This window comes from Rheinheimera salexigens, assembly GCF_001752395.1.
GTDB lineage: Bacteria > Pseudomonadota > Gammaproteobacteria > Enterobacterales > Alteromonadaceae > Alishewanella > Alishewanella salexigens.
This window is the reverse complement of sequence record NZ_MKEK01000001.1, coordinates 2,330,998-2,350,430: the sequence shown is the minus strand read 5'-3', so window position 1 is coordinate 2,350,430 and position 19,433 is coordinate 2,330,998. Positions and strand designations below refer to the sequence as shown.

The following is a 19,433-nucleotide window of genomic DNA, read 5'->3' as shown; positions in this document are numbered from 1 at the left end:
TTTATAAATGGTCGTTTAAAACAAAAAATATCTACTAAATTAAATATTAACAAGCACTATACATGGATTTTTTGCTCCACAATCGGTGAGTTAAATGCTTGTAAATTGCTGGTTCAACATTACTGTAATCTGGGTAATGTTTTGCTTCTAACCGACAGAGAGATCTATTTAGAAAGTTTTAATTTGCAGTTTCCGAATGCTGAGGTTGCTGTATTAAATATAGATTTCCGTGATACTGCCCAGTTAATGTTTGATTACCCCTCCCAATTAGCCATAGTGTGTGAAATACCGGCATTGCTGCACGATGCGCCATGCCGTTTATCTTATGGTGTTCTAAGGACCTTAAAAAAGTATCAAGTACCAATTTGTTTGGTTAATGGTTGGCTTTATGGCTATAAGCCAGCCTGTAAACAGGACAGTATAGAAAAATTGTTGTTTGAGCAGGATTATCTAAACTGTTTTGATCTGTTGTCTGTACAAACTGAACAGGTAAAGCAAACCCTGCTAGCTAACGGTGCTGAAACAAAAAAAGTAGTTGTTACCGGTAATATGAAATATGACAATCTGGACGTGAGTTTGATACTTACAGAGCAAACCCAAGGACTGTTGCATGTGTTGCAGCAGCAACATTCGCCTTTATTTGTCGCGGGTTGCGTAACTAACGTCTGGGAGTATCAGTTAGTGGTATCAGCCTATGTTAAAGCGAAGCAAACATTATCTACGCTTAAACTGATTATTGCGCCACGGCATCCAGAAAAGCCGGAGCAGTTAACCGCACTGGAAGGAATATTGCAGCAGTATGATTTACAGTATGATTTTAAAAGCAAGCTTACAACCACATTTACGCAATTAAAAGATGTGTTGATTGTAGATACTTTTGGTCAGCTAAAAGCATTATATTCAGTTGCAGATACTTGTTACGTTGGAATGAATCACAATATTCTCGAACCGTTAAGCCTAAATAAACCGGTAATGGTGCTCGATAATTGGGAAAAGACCTATCCTAGCTATCCGGTATTTGAAATCGCGGTTCAAGCCAAAATGATCACAGTATTATCCGATGAGTCGGCGTTAGCTGAATGTATTATAAACCAGCACCAGTCAACTGATACTGAAATCATTCAAGTGATACGAAATAAACTTAAGCAATTATCTGGGGCTTGTTCTAAAAATATTGAGCTAATAAAAAGTATTTTTACCTTGGAAACTTAATATTAAAGCTAGGCTGAGTCTTTTATTAACTATGTTAAATGAAGGAGCCTGATGAGGAGGTTTAGTGGTTAAACTAAATGTTTTAGTGCTTGGTTACTATGGTAAATTGAATGCAGGTGATGATCTTTTAATGCAGTCAATATGCTACCTGTTTAAAGATCATAACTTAATGTTCAGTAGCTTTTTCCCTGGACTGGCAATGCTAAATAACAGTGATCTTATTTTAGTGGGTGGGGGAAGTATTTGGCCTGGTAATACCTTTTTTGAGCTCGGTGATAACCTAATTAAAAAATTAAAAACACCTTATATGATCATTGGAGTGTCTACTAAACAAGCAAATAAAACAGTTTTAACAAATAACCAATTATTAATAGAGCGAGCCAAACTGTTTCTGGTTAGAGATGAGGTTAGTAAGGTAGTACTTGGTAAATCTAGCTCAATCGTCACTGGAGTTGATTTGTTTTGGACTATGCCATTTGAAGTTGTAAGAGCCTTATCGGAGGATAGATTTGAAATAGGTTTCAATATTCGATTGTGGAATAATACCCCTGCAGATTATACTCAATTGGTAGAAACTGTTCAAAATTATGGCGAAGTTATTCCTTTTCCAATGTATTTTGGTTCTCAAATCCATGAATCCTCAGCTTCAATGTCTGATTGTGAACTACTTCAAGCGCTAAAGATAAAAAATATACCTTTATCATTCTCTCTAAAGGCTGTTGAAAGAAGCAATATCATGGTCGCAATGAGATTTCATTCGGTATTAATGTCTGTAAGGGCGGGTATTCCCACCATAAGTTTTAATTACCATCCAAAAATAAAATCATTTTTCGAAGAAAATGGTCTATCGCGTTATTGTATCGCACTTGATGATAATTCAGCCTTAAACGATCTGATTAGTGATATTAAAATGAACTATGCGCAAATTTCTAAAGAGTTTGAAGACGTTGCGGAAAAATTAATTAAAAGTGGAAGCGTCACTAAAGCTATTATTTTAGACAGCTTATCTAATGTAAAGAAAAGAGAACTAACTTTTATAAACAAATTAAAACGAAAAATTATTAATATTATAGAGTTTTAACGTTATCGATTTTAAAAGTGAATTTCATTCTAAAGTGTTTAGCATTATTTGACTAACTTTAAAATACTAATAAATTTTACAGTCTATAAAATTACGAGATAATAAGATAAAACTATACATATCAAAATACAAAATCTGTTAAGTAATGGCCGTAGCACTTATGCAGTCTGTAAAATGTAACTTTTAATTATTTATTCATTTTTTTCTAACCAAAGCTCGAGCACGGCAATTATCCATACTAACTCTCCATAGTAACTAGAATGACCTTTTTCAAATGTACTGATTGCATGATCGATAAAAAGCGGTTGTAAAATATTGCGTTGTTTAAAGTTGTGAAGTGCACTAAGAGCAATCTTTTTCAGTTCAGGATGTTGCTTCATCCAGACACCAAATGGTAGACCGAAGCCGTGTTTGCTTTTACTTAATGTTTCATCGGGTAAAAAACCTTTAAAACTCTGTTTATAAAAATCACGTAACTTTTGTCCAGGCGCTTTAAGTGAAGCCGGGACGGTACAGCTAAAGTCGACAAGTTCTTTTTCAAACAATGGGAACCGTACTTCAACTCCCGCAAGCTGGCACATTTGACTTACTTTAACAAAATCATTATCGGCTGCGGTAACTTTCCAGTCTAAATACATCATTTTATCAATATCATCGTTGGATAAACAGGCGTTATAGCGATCTTGTTTTTGTTTCGCTGGTAGGTTGGTATCAACCTGCTGCAGTAATTCTGGATTGAACATTTGTGTTAAGTTAAATCGGTTTAAAAAGTTGTAGCTATCTAAACGGTCTGGCAACTGAACTTTTGCTTGTTTAATATAACTATGTGCCTTTTGCAAACCAGGCAGTTGGGCTGCTAGTGTATTGTAAAAACATAGATCTAGCCCAGAACGTATTAAGCTGGGAAGAGAGTGGTAATGCTCAAAAACTTTTTGTTTTACGTAGCGCTCGTTACCCGCAAAAATTTCATCGCCACCATCACCTGCTAGTAATACAGTTATGCCATCCTCTGCCGCTACTTTGGCACAGATATAAGCTGCCATAGCTGATGAGTTGCCAAAAGGCTCGTTAAAAAACGTAGCGACCTGGCTAAAGTGCTGACTGATTTGTTCCGGTTGCAAATAATGCACTTTATGTTCGGTAGCAAAGTGTTTGGCCGTAAGGAGTGCATATTCTGTTTCGTCATATCCCTTAGCATCAAAACCGATAGAGTATGTTTTAGCCGCTGATTTGGTACTGTGTAGTGCTAACATGCCAGCTACGGTAGAGCTATCGAGCCCACCACTTAAAAACGCCGCGCAATTATCGCTGATATTACGTAGTACCGCTTCAGAGATAAGTTGTTTACATTGGGCCATCAGCTGTTCAGCTGTTAAGGATGAGACAGTAAATTTGGGTCGATAATAGCATGGTTGTTGCAGGGTATTATTGCCAGTAATTGTCGCGATAACACCAGGCTCTAATTTACTAACACCTTGATAAATGCTGAGTGGCGATGGAATACAGTGAAAAAATAAATAGTTAAAAATTGCTTGCGGATTAAGCTTGGCAATAGTGGCGTCAGAATGCAGCGCCGACATGTTGTCACTGATGCGTAACTTTTCGCTGTTGCGTTGATCAATATAACAGGGAATGCTCCCCACATGATCGTTAATAACCTGAAAGTTGCCGCTGCTTTTATCCAGAACTAAGAGTAAAAAAAAGCCTGCTATTTGCGACACGAACTGTTGCGTGTCTACCTGATATTGCGATAACAGCCAGCTGGCATTATCTGTAGTTAAATAATCAGCATTGTAGGGCCTTACTCTGCCAATTACACCGATAATAAGATGCTCATTTTCTGCCACGCTAAGGGTGTTACTGGCTGTCGTCAGCTCAATTGATAACGCTTGTTTAGTATGAGCTAGTTGCAGTTTCTGTGTTGAGTTAACCGTTATCATCCAAGACATGTAACACCTCCTAGTATGTTGTTATAAAAAGACCTTATGATTTGTAACTGCCTTTTTTTTAACAACAATTTAAATGTGATGCTGTTACTGCAAGCCAACATCAAAAAAAATGTACGAGCAAATTTATAGCGATACTTTAATCCGAATTTAAAGGATTTAAAGGCGATATGCCGCTGTTTACTTAACATGGCTTGGTAGCCATATACAAAGTGTCGTTCACCAAGATACTTCTCTACTTGGCTTAATTCAATTTTAGCCCCAGAGGGGCAGTTTAGACCGAACCGTCTTATGTTATCCTCGAGTACTAATAAGCTAAAGTTATGCGGATGGAGTGTTTTAGTAATACTAATGGGCTCATCTCGATAAACTGAGTAAGCACGCTTAAGTTTGGTTACCTGACAATATTGGGATATTCTTAACCAATAGTCGTGATCTTCACCGACACGATAGGCTTCATTAAAATAACCGACATTGTCGATAATATCTTTACGCATCACGGCAGTAGTAGTATGAATATAGCTTACCTTAAGCAGTTTGAGATAAATCCAGCCAGAGAATTCAGGAACCAACTGTTGAGCAGAAATATTCGGTTGCTTATTTAAACGTTGTTGCAGGGGTTGTTGCTGGTCCCATACTATCCAACTGGTATAACACAAGCCGATTTCGGGTGTAGCCAGTAAGTAGTTTATCTGGGTGGAGAGTTTGCCGGGTAACCAAATATCATCGCTATCATTAAAGGCAATAAAGTCGCCTGTAGCCGCCCGCATAGCGGTATTTCTGGCTGCAGCAGGTCCGCCGTTTTTCTGAACAATAACCTTTATTTTATCACCGTATTGCTGCAGAATTTGCAGGCTGTTATCTGTCGAACCATCATCAACGACGATCAATTCTATGTTGGGATAATCTTGTTCTAATACGCTGTCTATCGCTTGATTTAAGTGCTGCGCGCTATTAAAACAGGGCATGACAACACTGACCAGTGGCCTATTATTTTTGTTTGTAATCATATTTAAACCTGTCAGCGACTTCCAACAACTTTGTCTGGTTAATTTTCAGCACCTGTTCCTTACTCATATTGGGCTTAGCATTTTTGGCAATATTTAATAGCTCAGTTGCTGCGAGGACTAAGGTGTTAGCGTGTGATTTTTTGGGCGGCGCTTTGCTCCAACTATTACGCCAAAGCGGTGTTTTGACTAAAGTTCTTTTGGATTGGTTTTTCATCTTCTCTAGCAAGTTGCAATTAATATCACCCCGCCAAACAGGGGTTAAACGTTGAAAAGGGGTATCTACTTCAACTGATAGCAACCAATCTTGCCATTTGTATTCTGAAATATGACTATAAGCTTTGACAGGGATCCAGGGTGTCCTAAAAGAATCGGCTAAAATAGCACCATGCATGGCTTCCGTAAGCAGTAGGGCAGAGCGCTGAATTTCAGCAAATACCTCAAGATAAGGTTGTCTGGGATCAATAAAGTGCATGCCAGCTAATTTGCACACAGCAGCCCAATCACCGAGTCGGGCACTGTCACAGTGCGGCATAAAGCTTACTTTATATTGAATGCTATGTTGCGGTTGATAAAATAAAGGGACTAAGCATGCTGGATCAGTAATAGCTAAAGTTGGGGCGAGTCCTAGTGCTTTTGCTGTCAGTGGGCCTCGTACACAGTAAAACTGCCATGATGATGTTATATTGGGTAACTGGCCATAACCATGACCTGAACCAAACACTGTGGTGCGCTGGGCAACTGGGATCCGATGATTAAGTAAGGTACCAACACCAACAAACAAATGATCATCGACATCATTCAGTAAGCCGGGTAACAGCGAATCCCATAACCATGGATTCAGATCATCACCAAAGTTCCCTTGCTCGTCTTTAAAATAATAGAGCTTCATTTATCATCCTTGATTATATTCTGAACTGTATCGCTTCCTTAAAGCGGTTACGAAACCCTAACCACATTATCATGATATAGATCAGCGCCCCCATAATAACGGTAATAATAAGATTTAGCCAGTGAGGTAAGGCGTCATCAAAGTAGCCGTTAAATGCAGTAATAGCCGCTAGCATTATGAAAGAGGCTAATAAGGGAGGGCTTAGGGCAACAACTAATTTTTTAAAGGGAATCTTCGAGCGTTTAGTGCAAAGCATTAACGCGAACAAGAAAAAAAACGGGGTACTGATAAGCCATGACGCTGCGATAGCATTAATACCATAAGGCGCACTAAGATAGATAATAATCACCGTTACGATAATTGAGAAACAAACGTGTATTAAGCCAGTTGAAGGGTAACCCAAGGCTTTCATTAAAGGCGTAAATAAATTAGTGACTAATCTTAAAGGTATTGTTAAAAGAATAAGCTGCAAGGGCAGCACTGCAGCTAACCATTTATCTCCTAAAATCAGCATGACGGCGTCTTCTGCTACAGCGGCAATGCCATAAAATAACGGAAAACTATATATAGTGGTAATACGGAATATATAACAAAATCCTGACATATTCCTTCTCGTCTTTTCTGATAGCGGCATACATGGGATAGGCGACTTCATTAATAAGAGGCATGGCTTTTGCCATAGGCAATAATGCGATATGCAGCGCAACAGCATAAATACCTAATTGATTTTGTTCTAAAATTGGCCAGCTATGAGAATATCTACTTTCATAAATACGGTGAAGAGTATTCCTGTCGCCGCTAGGGTTGCGCCAAACTTAATTGCATCCGAGGTGCCAGAGAAATTGATAGATGGCCAGTAAATTTTTTTTAATTCAATGTTGTAGCCAATGAAGCGAAAGAAAAGTACGGCTAAGTTTGCCAATATTAATGACCAATACCCCATCCCTAAGTAGGCCATGGCTAATGCCGATATACTGCCACAGACGCTAGCTATAAAATCGATTTTAGATCGGCTTTTAAAATTCATTTCTTTAGCGAGAAGGTTGGAAGCAACAATCACCCAAGGACTCAGTAAAAAACCTACGGTCATAACTTTTAATACAATTTCTAATTCTGGTTGGGCATAAAAAAGGGCGATTTGTTGTGCTAAAGCAAATTGTAATGTCGCTAGGGTCAAGTTGAAAACGATAAGCAAGCCGAGAATTTTACGAATAAAAGTTGTGCTTAAATTATCTTGTCTGATTAACGCATTACCCAGTCCAGCGCTGGCAAGTTGCAAGGTCAGCATAGAGACCGTTTCAACAATTGCAATAATGCCATAGTCGGCGGGAGTTAACAGACGGATCACGAACAGTGAAGCAAACCAAGTAAATATTTGCGACATAACCCGAAAAGTCAGCGTCCATCTAAATGCTGTTCGAGAACGCGCTATAATATTATCCATGTTAGGCTTTGCTCATGCTTTTTACATTGAAAGCACTGTTAGCGGAGGGAGGCGCAAGCTTACTTTGTGGCAGATACAGCTTATAAATAGAAATAACTGCCACTATACCGCCCATAACATAGAGTAAATCGAAATATGCCAGACTGACGTTGTTGCCAGTAACACAGTAACCCACCATAGATAGGGCAATAGCGTCACTAAGATTTTTGCACCAAGGCTGGTTATGTTTAATTGCTAGTTTACCATTGCGTCGATTAATCCAAAAAATGCTAGTAAACATCATTAAATATATAAAGAGACCGACATAACCATGATCACCCAGCACCTGAAAATAAATGTTATGAGCGGCTTTAGGTCGCATATTTGGCGGGGGAAGGGGCGTTTTAATAGGTCCAAAGTCTGGAGTGTATGGCGCATAACTATACCAAACAATGGGCTGGGAAACAGAACCAAAGCCTCCCCCTAGCATCGGATTATCACGCGCTAGCATTACAGAGATTTTCCAAGCCCATAATCTACCGATAAAAGATGCATCTTCTGTACTAGCGGTTTGAATAGTATTTTGCCGCTCTCGCCACTCCTCTGGGGTAAACTGGTAAGCCGAAGGTAATATTAAAAGTGTTAGTATTAGCCACAATAACTTGCGTTTTGATTTCCACCAGATCGCAATAGCAAGTATGCTTAGGCCTATAAACCCCCCACGAGAACCAGTACCAACAATAGCAATTATATTGCCAAAGAATAAACCCCACAAACCGAGCTTGAGATAATGATGTTTGGTGGCGAAAATTAAATATAAAATTAGCGGTAGACACATATTAACCGCAACAGCAAAGTCATTTCGATCGAGTAAAGCACCTGACCGGCCTCTTACCATATGGCTACCGCCAGAAAGCACAACTTTTACTGCTTCCATGGCAGCGTACGACGAAATTGCCAAAACGATGGCCCAAATTAATGTGTCTAGATGAAGCTTTTTAGTCACTATTAAAGTAATAAACAAATAAAACAATAAGACCTTAATAAATTGATACCAGTAATCCACAGCGTAAGGACTATTAACGGCATTAAGAGAAGATAATAAAGTCCAAAAAGCAAAAAGCAGGATCCAAAAGCTTAAGCCATTAAATGCCAGTTTTTTATTTTTATGCATAAATAAATATGACAACACCGTTACTACGACGATAGTTAAATTAAGTCGGAAGTCATTGGAAAAGCCAAATGCCCAATTGGCGGGAGCAATAAGTGCTATCCATGCCCAAGCAGCAATGCCGATAAAGGGCCGTTTGAAGCTGTAGAAGATAGCTACAAATAAAAACAATACTAGTAGTAGATCACGCATTAAGATTTATCCTGCTTATCAGCCCAATAAAATAAATAACACACAGCTCCAACAGACATTAATAAATAAAAACTGTCTATCATGAGATAACCTTACTTATTACATAACGAAATTTACCCGACTTTTCAGCAGCAATGTACTGAACTTGCTGCACATTAATCTGCACATCTTGGCCTAAGCGCGCTTGAAATCCAGCATTGACCGCATTGATTACGCTGTCAGGTAACTGACCTTGCGGCCATACAATTTTAACGTCGGTTAACGCAACGCTTTGCTGCTCAATTTTAAAGGCTTCAATACCGGGTATATCGCGTAAAATATAAATTAACGATAGTCCATGCATTAAGGTGCCATCACTGGCGACAACAAAGTCAGTGCTGCGTCCTTCAATGGCTTCTAATATGGGTAGACCGCGGCCACAAGGGCAGGACTTTGTTGAAAGGGTGCCAATATCGCCGGTGCGATAACGTATAAAGGGAAACTCTGACGTTGCTAAATGGGTGATGACTATTTCACCTGACTCACCATTAGCTAACACCTGACCATCGCTATCAATAATTTCGACGATAATATCTTCATAGGATAAATGCATGCTGCCTTGTGGGCATTCATGGGCAATAAAGCCGGCATCTCTGCCGCCGTAGCCATTAGCAACAGGGGCGGCGAATACTTCTGAAATTAATTCTCTCTGATACGGATATAACCGCTCTGAAGTAACAAAAATAACCTTGATACCTAAATCTGACATATCAATATTATGCTGCTGAGCGGTTTTGGCTAGTAAGTGATATACCGAAGGGTAACCAAACAGCATTTTAGGTTTAATTTGCCGAATAGTGGCTAAAAAACCTAGCAGCTTTTGTTCAGTCATATCAAAAGCAGGTATTAAGGTAGAACGAAATAGCTTATCACGCCAAATGCGTACTTTATCTTGAGCATTTAACTCTATGGGTGAACCCCAAGCGACAATTTCCTTATCGCCAATATCGACACCCCACCAACGTGTGGCACGCCATTTTTCGGCAACATCGTGCGACACGCGTTCATTACCTAATAAAAAAATCAGCGGTTGACCACTAGAGCCACCGGTATTAAACCGCTTTAAGTCTTTGGCATTCGTCGCCGTAAGCTCAGAAAAATGTGCAGAGATAAGCTGCTTAGTTAAAAACGGTAATTTGCTTAGATCGTTGGCTTGAGAAAAGTTGGCTGCGGTTAATGATTGCTGCTGCATAAGCTGACGATAATAAGGCACATTTTGGTATACAGAGTGCATAAAGCTTTGCAGTTTAGCGGCTTGTTGTTGCTGTAACGTAGCAGTATCTAGCCACTGGCTTTGTTCAAGTTGTTTAAACACTTCGACGGTACGATGTTTTTTAAACTTCTCTTGCAGTGGAAAAACTAAGTTTGCAATAAAATAGGTATACCATGACGTCATATGCCAATCCCTTTTTTTGCCATCGCTTGTTGGTATTGCGTTAACAGTATTAGACTGACGCTAGACCAATGAAAACGCTTGCTACTCTCTAATCCGTTAGCTATTAATCGCTGTTTTAAAGCCGGTTCGCTGTGTAAGCGACATAATTGTTGATAAATAAGCTCTGGTTGTGCAGGTGGTACCAGTAGCGAATCAAATTCATGCTTAACCAACAACGGGATACCGCCGACATTACTGCTAATAATGGGCACACCAGATGCTAACGCTTCTATTAATGAGTTTGGACTATTGTCCACTAAACTGCTATTTAACATCACATCAGCGCTGCGGTATAAGCTTGCCATCTCGCTACTAGTTAAGCGGCCGACAAACTTAACGGTACCTGTTAGCGCCAGTTGCGCCACTAAAGCCTCTAAAGCAGGGCGCTCAGGTCCAGAGCCGGCAATGGTTAATATTGCATTTGGATAATGTGGTAAAAAACGGTCAAAAGCGCGAATAGCCGTTGCAACATCGTAAATAGCTTCTAGATTTCGGCTGACAATAAGGTGGAATGGCTTAGCAGTTTTATCATTAATTGAAGGATAAAATAACTTTGGATCTAAGATGTTAGGCACTATCGTGCTGGTTTGTTTAAATTGATTAAATACTTGCTGTAAGTAAATAGAGGGCACAATCACCCCAGCACTTTGCCGGATAGAGCTAGCTACAAGTCGCCATGAACGCTGAAAAAACACCTCAGCATGGCCACCGCGATAATTTACTAAGACAGGCTTATTACGCAATTTTGCTAGCCAAATAGCGGGAGCGGCGAATAAATGCCAAGACCAACCTGAATTGGCCATTAAGTGAATCACATCAGCTTTAGCATAGCTGCAATATAGGGCGCAACAATATTGTGGCAACCGAAATAGCGCCCTTATAACAGGTAATTTAGCAATAAAGGCAGGTTTATAATCGGCGTTAACCGCAACAAAGCTAACCTTAGCGCCACTATTTTCTAGTAATTGCTTTAGTTGCGCGGTTTGATTGGCCATGCCACCGGCTGGCGGTGCCTTAGGGCCAACTAATGTCACTGTTATTGCACTAAAATCAGCGCTCATTGCATAACGCTCCATATATTGGTTGATAGCGAGCAACCGACAACTGCCAAGTGCGTTGTTCATTAACATAAGCTAAACCGTTTTGTTTTATTTCATGCTGTGACGAGCGATGCTGTAAAAGCCGAATGGTTTGTTCGGCAAGATCTTGAATATTATCTTTTTGGAACAGCCAGCCGGTTTTACCATGTTCAATAAGCTCATTATGACCACCGACATCAGATGCAAGTAATGTCATGCCTTGCGCCATTGCTTCTAGCGGCTTAAGAGGCGTCACCAACTCAGTTAAACGCATTGATTTACGAGGATAAACCAACAAGTCGACCAGACTATAATACTTATTTACTTCTGAATGCGGCACTCTTCCGGGCATGATGACACTGTTAGTTAACCCCAGCTGTTTTATTAAAGTTTCTAACGCTGCTTGTTGTGGTCCACCACCAACTAATAACAGACAAGTGTTTGGCAGTTTTTCCTGAATAATAGGTAAGGCTTGAATTAATAAATCTAATCCTTCATAGCCATAAAAAGAACCTAGAAAACCTAAAACCTGTTTATGTTGTAACTGATACTTGGCTAATAAAGCAGGATGTTTTTTATCAATAACTTGAAATTGCGCGGGGTTTACCGCGTTTGGGATCACGGTAACTTTACTGGCGTCTATGCCCCGACTCAGTAAGTCTTGGCGTAAGCCTTGGCAAATAGTTGTTACCGCATTAACTCGCTTTACCACATAGGTTTCGAGCTTTTTAGTTAAGGTATAACGTAAATCATATTCTTCACAACTGCCATGATCAACCGCAGCATCTTCCCAAAACGCTCTAATTTCATACACTACTGGTAGCTTACATTTTTTTGCAGCTAATAACGCTGCTAAACCATTTAGTGCCGGTGAATGGGCATGAATGATATCCGGATTTTCTTTAGCCACAACTTGCAAAATGCGTTTTTTCAATGCCAATACCGTAGCAATTTCTTTAAGAATAGGTAATTGCCAAAACTTAGTTTGCCAAGGTTTAGTGCGATAGAATAAAAAGCTTTCTGCTACTTCAGTGGCGGCTTTGTTATCGGGATGTTTTGGACTGGAGACATGACAAGTGCTGTAACCTAACAAATGCTGATGCTGCAATATAGCGCGAGAGCGGAAGGTATAGCCGCTATGCAAGGGAAGCGTATGATCGAAAACATGCAGTATTTTCATCTATTACTGACCTCGCTGTAAAAAGGCCGCAAACATCATTAAGGTCCATAAGGCCGCACTATTATCTTTTAAGCTTTTGCTATGGTCATCCAATAAACGCTTTAATTCATTGGCATCAAAATAGCCACTATTTAACATTTCGTCACAAAGTAGCTTATCAAAAACGCGTTGTTTTAATGGACCACGAAACCATTCTGCTAAAGGCACTGCAAAGCCCATTTTATTGCGATATAACACGTCGTGCGGTAAGTAAGGCTCTAAGGCTTTCTTTAAACTGAACTTGCCAATACCTTGCTGTAAGTTTGCACCAGACTCGACCTGAAATGACCACTCAACGAATTTATGATCTAAAAAGGGTACTCGTACTTCTAATGAGTGAGCCATTGAGGCGCGATCAACTTTAGTTAAAATATCGCCTACTAAATAGGTTTTCATATCCAGATACTGCACTTTTTTAAGGGGATCTAAATGCTCAATTTTATCGCGGTAGCGGTTAAAAACTGCAACTGAATTATAGCCATTTAAACGTTGTTGAAAGGCTTTTGAAAATAAGCTTTTACGCTGGTCCGTTCGCAAAATTGAAATAGAGTTATGATAGGCCGAGATGTCGTCTAAGGCTAAAGATTGTAAGGTGGTTTTTGCCCTAAACAGCCTTGGCGCCCAATCTAATTTAGGATAAAGCGCGCCTAAGGGGCCAAATAGGGGTTTACGAATGGCGAGCGGTAACATGTTACGCAAGCGCTGTTCATTTAAGTGCAGCTTGTAGCGTCGATAACCTGCAAATAACTCATCAGCACCGTCACCACTTAATGCAACGGTAACTTGTTTGCGGGCCATTTCACAAACGCGATAGGTGGGTATGGCAGAGCTATCAGCATAAGGTTCGTCATACAAATCTGCGAGTTTATCCAATAACTCAAAATCATTTTGACTGACGATATTAACTTGATGATTAGTTTTATAACGATCGGCAACTTGTTGGGCAAATTCTGTTTCATTAAAAGCTTTACTGTCAAAGCCAATAGAGCAGGTATTAACCGGATCTTTTTGTAAGCCGGCCATTAATGCTACGACTGCGCTTGAATCAACCCCGCCAGATAGAAATGCGCCAAGCGGCACTTCAGCAACAAGACGAATATCCACCGCTTCGCGTAAATGTTCAATTAAGTGTTGTTGCAGCTCTGAAGTAGCTAGTGGTTGTTGCCATTGGGTGGGGATGTCCCAATATTGCTTCGGTACGGGTAAGGTATTATTTCCATATTGCAATAATAAACTATAGCCAGGGGCTAGCTTATAACTATGTTGATAAATTGTATAAGGCTCAGGGATGTAGCCAAAACTAAAGTAATCCTCAACGCTACTATCACGTAACGAAAAATCAAAATCAGGATGGTTACGGATGACTTTTAACTCTGAGCCAAAGATAAACTGACCATCAGGTAACAAAGAGTAAAATAATGGCTTAATACCTAAACGGTCTCGAGCGACAAAAAGACATTGTTTTTTGCTGTCCCAGATGGCGAAGGCAAACATACCGCGTAAATGATGAACACAATCCTCACCCCATTCAAGCCACGCATTTAAAATAGTTTCAGTATCGCCTTGAGTGGTAAATTGATAACCTTTTTCGATTAAGCTCTGGCGTAATTGTTTAAAGTTGTATATTTCGCCATTAAAGACAATCCAAGCTTGCTTATTGGCACTAACCATCGGTTGTGGGCTGCCAGCAATATCTATAATAGATAAGCGGCGGTGGGCTAAACCGATAGTATCGGCAAAAAAGTAATCACCTGCATCAGGCCCGCGATGCAACTGGCTATTATTCATTGTTGCCAATATTTGTTGATCTGGCTGTTCTGTTTTAGCGAGTTGGTAAATCCCTGCAATACCGCACATATATTATCCTTCTTTCCCTGAAACTTCGTATAGTGCCTGATAGCGTTGAACCATAGTGGTTAAACTAAAATGTTGCTGACAGTACCTCTGACAGATTAAACCATCGGTATTAATGCGTTGATTGCTGTTTAAATACACTAACATAGCCTGTACTAGTTGCTGTATATTATTTACTTCAACTAAATTGGTGGCTTGCAGTTCTGGCGGCATTAAATCGGCATTACCCCCAACTGCAGTAGCGATGACCGGAGTTGCACTGGCCATTGCTTCAAGAATTGTGTTGGAAATGCCTTCAGCTAAAGAGGGCAGCACAAAGACATCAAAGCGCTGCATAATTTCGGCAATATCTGACCTATTCCCTAAAAACACTAGGTTATCTTGGATGTTGAGTGTTTGACTTAATTGCAGTAATTGTTGCTTATTTGGACCATCACCAACAATAATGAGCCCTGCTTTAGCCTTAAAGCTAGGTTGATGTTGCAATAAACTAGCAAACGCTTGCAGTAAAAATGCTTGATTTTTAATCGTGGCCAACCGGCCGACGGTACCAAATAGCACGGGTGAGGGGCTGGTTGTAATATTAACGGGTAAAGCAAGGCAGGCTGCTGTCGATTGCTTAAATTTAGCCACATCGACTCCATTACAAATACGCTGAACTTTACTGGTATGCAGCGCAACTTTATCCAGCAGATAGTGTTCTGATTCAGATGATAAACATACAAACTGATGAATAAACGGCTTTAGTAGCCGACGTAACAATTGATACTTTTTATTTGTACCACCAATATCAAATGTATCCCAACCATGCTCACCATGCACTCGCATAGGAATATTGCGCCACCAACCAACCAGTTGCAGCTCAATCGAGGTTAAATTTCGGCTATGTAATACGTCGGGTTTTAATTGTTTAAGTAGTTTATTTAGCGCTGAAAATATTTTCCAATCTTGGCCATCACGTTTATGTAAATGATAAAAGTTTACATTAGGCTGGGTAATTCTGTTGGCAAAGGCTTGGTCATAACCAGTAAGGGTAATAATGCTATGTTGATAACGCTGGGCAGGCAGGTTATTAATTAAATTCACTAGTCCATTTTCCAGTCCGCCAGTACTAAAGTGCCAAACTAAATGCGCAATATGCTTTACGGGTGCCGAGTTCGTGGTGTTTTGGCTATTCATTGCTGAATACCCAAAGTGGCAGACGCTGTATTCGGTAACATCGGGCCAATATTATCAGCAGCCGAAATAAGTAAAGCTAATGCTTCTGTAGGGGCTAAGCCACTAACGGAAAGGGCATTAGTAGCAGTAATAGCATCACTATCAAAATAGTAAGCTAAAGTTTGCTGAATTTTAGTGGGCAATTGCTCGCTAAAACGATGCTCACCAACTTGATGCCAATACAATATGCTGCGATTACCGCCACTAAGCGCATTAAGGTGTAATACGGTATATTTAGGCAGCGCTTGTCGCTGTTGGATCACCCAAACTTTTTTATCGAATAACTGGTTTTCCCAACTAAACAATTCACCCGAGGTTTGTTTTAAAGCATAAACCGCTCTAACATATTCGATATTTTGCTCATCTTGAAAATGGCTAAAAGCTAAACTGTCAAAAAACGCTATGCCCCAATCCGAGTCGGTTACTTCGGCATAGGATGTACTTATTAATGCTGGTGCAGGTGAAGCCGGCGGTATTACGATAGGTAAGTTTAAGCTGAAAATTGCAGTGATAAGCACTATGCTGACTAAGCTTAATTGAGGTAACCCCAGCGGTAATATTGACAATTGTAGTGGGGTTTTTTTAAAGTTAATATCATCATCGGCAAAGCGGGCTCCTAACCAAAAACCAGCAAATAACACTAAGCCAAAAAATACCCAGCCATATAAATAATGATCAGCGCCAAAACCCAGTTGCATATTAGATTTTTCACCAATATATACCAACATAAAAGCTCTAACGCCATTTGCTAAAACCGATAATACGGTCATAAATAAAATGAAACTAATCTGCTTAGGTAAACGTTTATAGTTTAAATAGGCAAATAATACTGAAATAGCTAAAGAGGCAATTAAAAACCGCAAACCAGAGCAAGCCTCAGCAACTTCAAACATACCTACTGGCGTGGATAAAAATAAACCCTGACGAAACACTGGTACTGCAGCGATATGGAGCATAAACACAGTAATATCTGCGGTAATATTTTGTAGCTGTAACGATAATTCTTCACCAAATGGGATTAGAAATATTAAATAACCTAAAGCAAACCGATGTTTTTTTGCTGCGGCAGTACCAAATATTAACCAAAACATGGCTGGCAAACTTAATACTGCAGCAATATGCATAAATAAAGCAATATCAGCAGCATAAGACAGTAGCCAAACTAATAGCATGGCACATGCAAAACCCGCAGGAAGCCAAAGTAAATGTGGTGAGTAATTGTTAGTATTTATCGCATCGTTACGTTTACGCAGCATAAACCAAATTGAAATCGGTATAATTAAATAACAATGATTGTAGGTAGCTGAGGATCGCCAAACTAACTCAATATCCTGCCAAGTTGCGCCATAAATTACAATGTAAGCACTGCTAAGTAATAGTAAAAACAGTACTCTGCTATAGCTTAAGTTGCTCATTTGCTATGCTCCTGGGCAAATAAATCAAGTAGTTTTTTTAACGTGTTAGGCCAAGTAAAGTGGTTTAAAATCCATTGCCGACTGTGTTGCAGCTTTGGTTGTTGCAATTGGCTTAGACAGGCGAGTTTAAAGTCCTCGGCACTATCTGCTATTACAACACCGGTACTGTCTGGTGCATTAATACCTTCCATCGCCATAGCGGTACAAATAACAGCTTTATTCATGGCCATCGCTTCAAGAACTTTATTTTGAATACCACGCGCAATGAGCATAGGGGCGATAGCATATACGGCGTGTTGAATATAAGGCCTTACATCAACCACACGGCCAGTGACGCTAACACCGCTGATTCGAGCTAGGCTTTTAACTTCGTTGCTGGGGTTGCCGCCGACAATGACAAAATGTAGTTGTGGCTGTTCAGCTATAATACTGGGCCAAACATGCTGGCAAAACCAAATAACGGCATCAATATTGGCCCAATAATCCATGGCGCCCGTAAACACAATAAATTGCTGTGGCAAATTACCTTCTGCAGCCGTTAGGTTAGGATCAGGCTTGAAATACTCCGTATCAACACCGTTAAGCAAGCTGTGAATTTTACTAGCGAGTGCTGGCGGCATTAATTGACGAAAGGCTTGGGCTTCATCGTTAGACACAAATAAGCTTTTGCTAAAGTTCGTACAGATATACTGCTCATACTGTTGTAATAATCTTGCTTCACGCTGATAAAACCAACGTTTGATACCGTGCTTTTTGCTGGCATATTGCCGCCATTTATCGGAATCAATATCGACGAAGTCTATAATACGATTTAACGAGGATAAGTGGGCTTGTTCTACATATTGCGCCATAGATGAAGAGTAGATAAATACATCGCTAATATTATACTGGCGCAATGTTTCATTCACCCAACGCTGCATATTCAGACTAAAGTAATAGGGTAAGGTAATGGGTTTATTAGTCAAAAAACCGCTTAAACCTACAAGTTTAGCCTGCCATTTATTTTGGTTTATAACTTGAGTTGACTGACACCACTGGCTAAGTTTATCAATGTATTGTAAATCAAAATTATCATCGACAAAGCAACCCAAATGAATTGCGTAATCTTGGCTTAATTGCTTCATTAAATTAAATGAGCGAATTTTATCGCCTTTATTCGGCGGATAAGGGATGCGATGTACTAGCATTAATAGCGGTGGTTTAGTCATCTTTATCCTAAATACTTAGCGAGTTTAGGCCCAAGCCACTGACTAAAGTCCAATGGCAGCTTTTTCCATAAACGAATAAAAAATTGGTATTTGGGATTGTTAGGGCTTAAATTTGGTAGCGCTTTAGCTGTGACTAAATAATATTGGTAAGGCAGTTCAGTAGCGGTCATGCCCCAATGTTTTTTATAGTGATAAGCGCCAGAGTCAATTTTACTTCGACCAAAATCAAATTGCTGGCACTGTTTATTTTGCTGGGCGTGGCACATTAGTTGGTAGTACATAAAGTCATTACTTTTTAGCAGCCTAGCTTGCTCAGTGCCACCGCCATAGTAAGGCAGTACTTGGCCTTTAAAATAAAAACTGAGAACCGATGAGATTGCGTTGTTATCTTTGCGTACCGTTAATACTTCGGTCTCATTGGGGAAGGTTGCGAGAATTTTGGCAAAAAAAGCTTTGCTAAATACAGGAGTACCTAAATTAAGTACGCTTTGCGAGTAAGTATGGTAAAAATCATCAATTGCAGGATCTAAAGTGTATTCTAAAGATTCATTTAAGGCATGACGTATTACTGCACGCTGTTTCTTTTTAATAGCGGCTAGTATTAGTTCAGGGGTGTCGGCTAGTGGGCTAGCAAAATTAGCATGTTGAACCCGGGTGTATAATTGATTAGGTTCTAATCGTTGATTGCGCAGCTCTAGATGCTGTACTTGCAGTTGTGTCGCTAATTGCTGTGCGGCTGATTCTAAAAAACGTTTAACATCGGCGCTGCCTATGGCGCCGCCATAAACACAAAAAGGAGTTGAAACTAAAGCATCGCCAAATAAGAAGCTTTTCACTCTAGCTAAGGGTAACACACCAACAATGGAGTGGTTTTGTGTGGCATATAGATAATAACAAGTATGGCCAACACTACTGATAATATCCTGCCAGCCCGAGAGATGAAAAAAACTGGCTTCATCACAAGCATAAACAAAATTGTCCCAGTCTTGGCGCTGCTTATCCTTAAGCGTTAATGTATTCAGTTGATACATTATATTCCCTT

Annotated in this window: 17 protein-coding genes; 2 read left to right on the top strand and 15 right to left on the bottom strand. The window is 39.8% G+C overall.

Annotation, left to right across the window (positions count from 1 at the left end):
• Positions 1 to 183: 183 nt before the first annotated feature.
• Positions 184 to 1,212, top strand: coding sequence for a 3-deoxy-D-manno-octulosonic acid transferase (locus BI198_RS10685; protein WP_235605308.1), 1,029 nt, complete (start codon positions 184 to 186; stop codon positions 1,210 to 1,212).
• A 64-nt stretch (positions 1,213 to 1,276) separates the two neighbouring features.
• Positions 1,277 to 2,293: a polysaccharide pyruvyl transferase family protein gene (locus BI198_RS10680; RefSeq protein WP_070049549.1), complete on the top strand. Its 1,017-nt coding sequence runs from the start codon at positions 1,277 to 1,279 to the stop codon at positions 2,291 to 2,293.
• 191 nt (positions 2,294 to 2,484) lie between these two features.
• On the opposite strand, the gene BI198_RS10675 is transcribed toward BI198_RS10680, so the two are convergent.
• The 15 genes from BI198_RS10675 to BI198_RS10610 form a co-directional block, all read right to left on the bottom strand.
• Positions 2,485 to 4,242: an asparagine synthetase B family protein gene (locus BI198_RS10675; protein ID WP_070049548.1), complete on the bottom strand. Its 1,758-nt coding sequence runs from the start codon at positions 4,240 to 4,242 to the stop codon at positions 2,485 to 2,487.
• Positions 4,230 to 5,249 (bottom strand): glycosyltransferase family 2 protein, encoded by a 1,020-nt coding sequence (locus tag BI198_RS10670; RefSeq protein WP_070049547.1) that lies wholly within the window; start codon positions 5,247 to 5,249, stop codon positions 4,230 to 4,232. The genes BI198_RS10675 and BI198_RS10670 overlap by 13 nt, the downstream gene beginning before the upstream one ends.
• Entirely contained in the window at positions 5,230 to 6,138 is a 909-nt protein-coding gene (locus BI198_RS10665) for a polysaccharide pyruvyl transferase family protein (RefSeq protein ID WP_070049546.1), read from the bottom strand. The genes BI198_RS10670 and BI198_RS10665 overlap by 20 nt, the downstream gene beginning before the upstream one ends.
• Before the next feature lie 13 nt (positions 6,139 to 6,151).
• Positions 6,152 to 6,742 (bottom strand): MATE family efflux transporter, encoded by a 591-nt coding sequence (locus BI198_RS16095; RefSeq protein WP_070049545.1) that lies wholly within the window; start codon positions 6,740 to 6,742, stop codon positions 6,152 to 6,154.
• Complete coding sequence (locus BI198_RS16485; RefSeq protein WP_394331519.1) at positions 6,699 to 6,818, bottom strand: hypothetical protein; 120 nt, start codon at positions 6,816 to 6,818, stop codon at positions 6,699 to 6,701. Before BI198_RS16485 ends, BI198_RS16095 begins: the two co-directional genes overlap by 44 nt.
• Positions 6,819 to 6,871: 53 nt before the next feature.
• Positions 6,872 to 7,582 (bottom strand): oligosaccharide flippase family protein, encoded by a 711-nt coding sequence (locus tag BI198_RS16085; RefSeq protein WP_070049544.1) that lies wholly within the window; start codon positions 7,580 to 7,582, stop codon positions 6,872 to 6,874.
• 1 nt (position 7,583) lies between these two features.
• Complete coding sequence (locus BI198_RS10650) at positions 7,584 to 8,924, bottom strand: putative O-glycosylation ligase, exosortase A system-associated (protein WP_070049543.1); 1,341 nt, start codon at positions 8,922 to 8,924, stop codon at positions 7,584 to 7,586.
• Positions 8,925 to 9,003: 79 nt separating this feature from the next.
• Positions 9,004 to 10,359, bottom strand: coding sequence for a phenylacetate--CoA ligase family protein (locus BI198_RS10645; protein WP_070049542.1), 1,356 nt, complete (start codon positions 10,357 to 10,359; stop codon positions 9,004 to 9,006).
• Positions 10,356 to 11,459 (bottom strand): glycosyltransferase family 4 protein, encoded by a 1,104-nt coding sequence (locus BI198_RS10640; protein ID WP_070049541.1) that lies wholly within the window; start codon positions 11,457 to 11,459, stop codon positions 10,356 to 10,358. Before BI198_RS10640 ends, BI198_RS10645 begins: the two co-directional genes overlap by 4 nt.
• Entirely contained in the window at positions 11,449 to 12,657 is a 1,209-nt protein-coding gene (locus BI198_RS10635; RefSeq protein WP_070049540.1) for a TIGR04063 family PEP-CTERM/XrtA system glycosyltransferase, read from the bottom strand. The genes BI198_RS10640 and BI198_RS10635 overlap by 11 nt, the downstream gene beginning before the upstream one ends.
• A 3-nt stretch (positions 12,658 to 12,660) precedes the next feature.
• Complete coding sequence (locus BI198_RS10630) at positions 12,661 to 14,553, bottom strand: XrtA/PEP-CTERM system amidotransferase (protein WP_070049539.1); 1,893 nt, start codon at positions 14,551 to 14,553, stop codon at positions 12,661 to 12,663.
• Positions 14,554 to 14,556: 3 nt separating this feature from the next.
• Positions 14,557 to 15,729 carry a TIGR03088 family PEP-CTERM/XrtA system glycosyltransferase gene (locus BI198_RS10625; protein WP_070049538.1) on the bottom strand — a complete coding sequence of 391 codons (1,173 nt, stop codon included), beginning with the start codon at positions 15,727 to 15,729 and terminating at the stop codon, positions 14,557 to 14,559.
• Positions 15,726 to 17,183 carry an exosortase A gene (gene xrtA, locus BI198_RS10620; protein WP_070049537.1) on the bottom strand — a complete coding sequence of 486 codons (1,458 nt, stop codon included), beginning with the start codon at positions 17,181 to 17,183 and terminating at the stop codon, positions 15,726 to 15,728. Before xrtA ends, BI198_RS10625 begins: the two co-directional genes overlap by 4 nt.
• A complete protein-coding gene (locus tag BI198_RS10615) occupies positions 17,180 to 18,391 on the bottom strand; it encodes a TIGR03087 family PEP-CTERM/XrtA system glycosyltransferase (RefSeq protein ID WP_070049536.1) in 1,212 nt (403 codons plus the stop codon). The genes xrtA and BI198_RS10615 overlap by 4 nt, the downstream gene beginning before the upstream one ends.
• A gap of 2 nt (positions 18,392 to 18,393) precedes the next feature.
• Positions 18,394 to 19,422 (bottom strand): FemAB family XrtA/PEP-CTERM system-associated protein, encoded by a 1,029-nt coding sequence (locus BI198_RS10610; protein WP_070049535.1) that lies wholly within the window; start codon positions 19,420 to 19,422, stop codon positions 18,394 to 18,396.
• Between the last annotated feature and the right edge of the window lie 11 nt (positions 19,423 to 19,433).

What these genes read in the sequence shown, in the direction of transcription:
- BI198_RS10675 (WP_070049548.1), bottom strand. Translation starts at nt 4,242, where the DNA reads ATGTCTTGGATGATAACGGTTAACTCAACACAGAAACTGCAACTAGCT.
- BI198_RS10670 (WP_070049547.1), bottom strand. Translation starts at nt 5,249, where the DNA reads ATGATTACAAACAAAAATAATAGGCCACTGGTCAGTGTTGTCATGCCC.
- BI198_RS10665 (WP_070049546.1), bottom strand. Translation starts at nt 6,138, where the DNA reads ATGAAGCTCTATTATTTTAAAGACGAGCAAGGGAACTTTGGTGATGAT.
- BI198_RS16095 (WP_070049545.1), bottom strand. Translation starts at nt 6,742, where the DNA reads ATGTCAGGATTTTGTTATATATTCCGTATTACCACTATATATAGTTTT.
- BI198_RS16485 (WP_394331519.1), bottom strand. Translation starts at nt 6,818, where the DNA reads ATGGCAAAAGCCATGCCTCTTATTAATGAAGTCGCCTATCCCATGTAT.
- BI198_RS16085 (WP_070049544.1), bottom strand. Translation starts at nt 7,582, where the DNA reads ATGGATAATATTATAGCGCGTTCTCGAACAGCATTTAGATGGACGCTG.
- BI198_RS10650 (WP_070049543.1), bottom strand. Translation starts at nt 8,924, where the DNA reads ATGCGTGATCTACTACTAGTATTGTTTTTATTTGTAGCTATCTTCTAC.
- BI198_RS10645 (WP_070049542.1), bottom strand. Translation starts at nt 10,359, where the DNA reads ATGACGTCATGGTATACCTATTTTATTGCAAACTTAGTTTTTCCACTG.
- BI198_RS10640 (WP_070049541.1), bottom strand. Translation starts at nt 11,459, where the DNA reads ATGAGCGCTGATTTTAGTGCAATAACAGTGACATTAGTTGGCCCTAAG.
- BI198_RS10635 (WP_070049540.1), bottom strand. Translation starts at nt 12,657, where the DNA reads ATGAAAATACTGCATGTTTTCGATCATACGCTTCCCTTGCATAGCGGC.
- BI198_RS10630 (WP_070049539.1), bottom strand. Translation starts at nt 14,553, where the DNA reads ATGTGCGGTATTGCAGGGATTTACCAACTCGCTAAAACAGAACAGCCA.
- BI198_RS10625 (WP_070049538.1), bottom strand. Translation starts at nt 15,729, where the DNA reads ATGAATAGCCAAAACACCACGAACTCGGCACCCGTAAAGCATATTGCG.
- xrtA (WP_070049537.1), bottom strand. Translation starts at nt 17,183, where the DNA reads ATGAGCAACTTAAGCTATAGCAGAGTACTGTTTTTACTATTACTTAGC.
- BI198_RS10615 (WP_070049536.1), bottom strand. Translation starts at nt 18,391, where the DNA reads ATGACTAAACCACCGCTATTAATGCTAGTACATCGCATCCCTTATCCG.
- BI198_RS10610 (WP_070049535.1), bottom strand. Translation starts at nt 19,422, where the DNA reads ATGTATCAACTGAATACATTAACGCTTAAGGATAAGCAGCGCCAAGAC.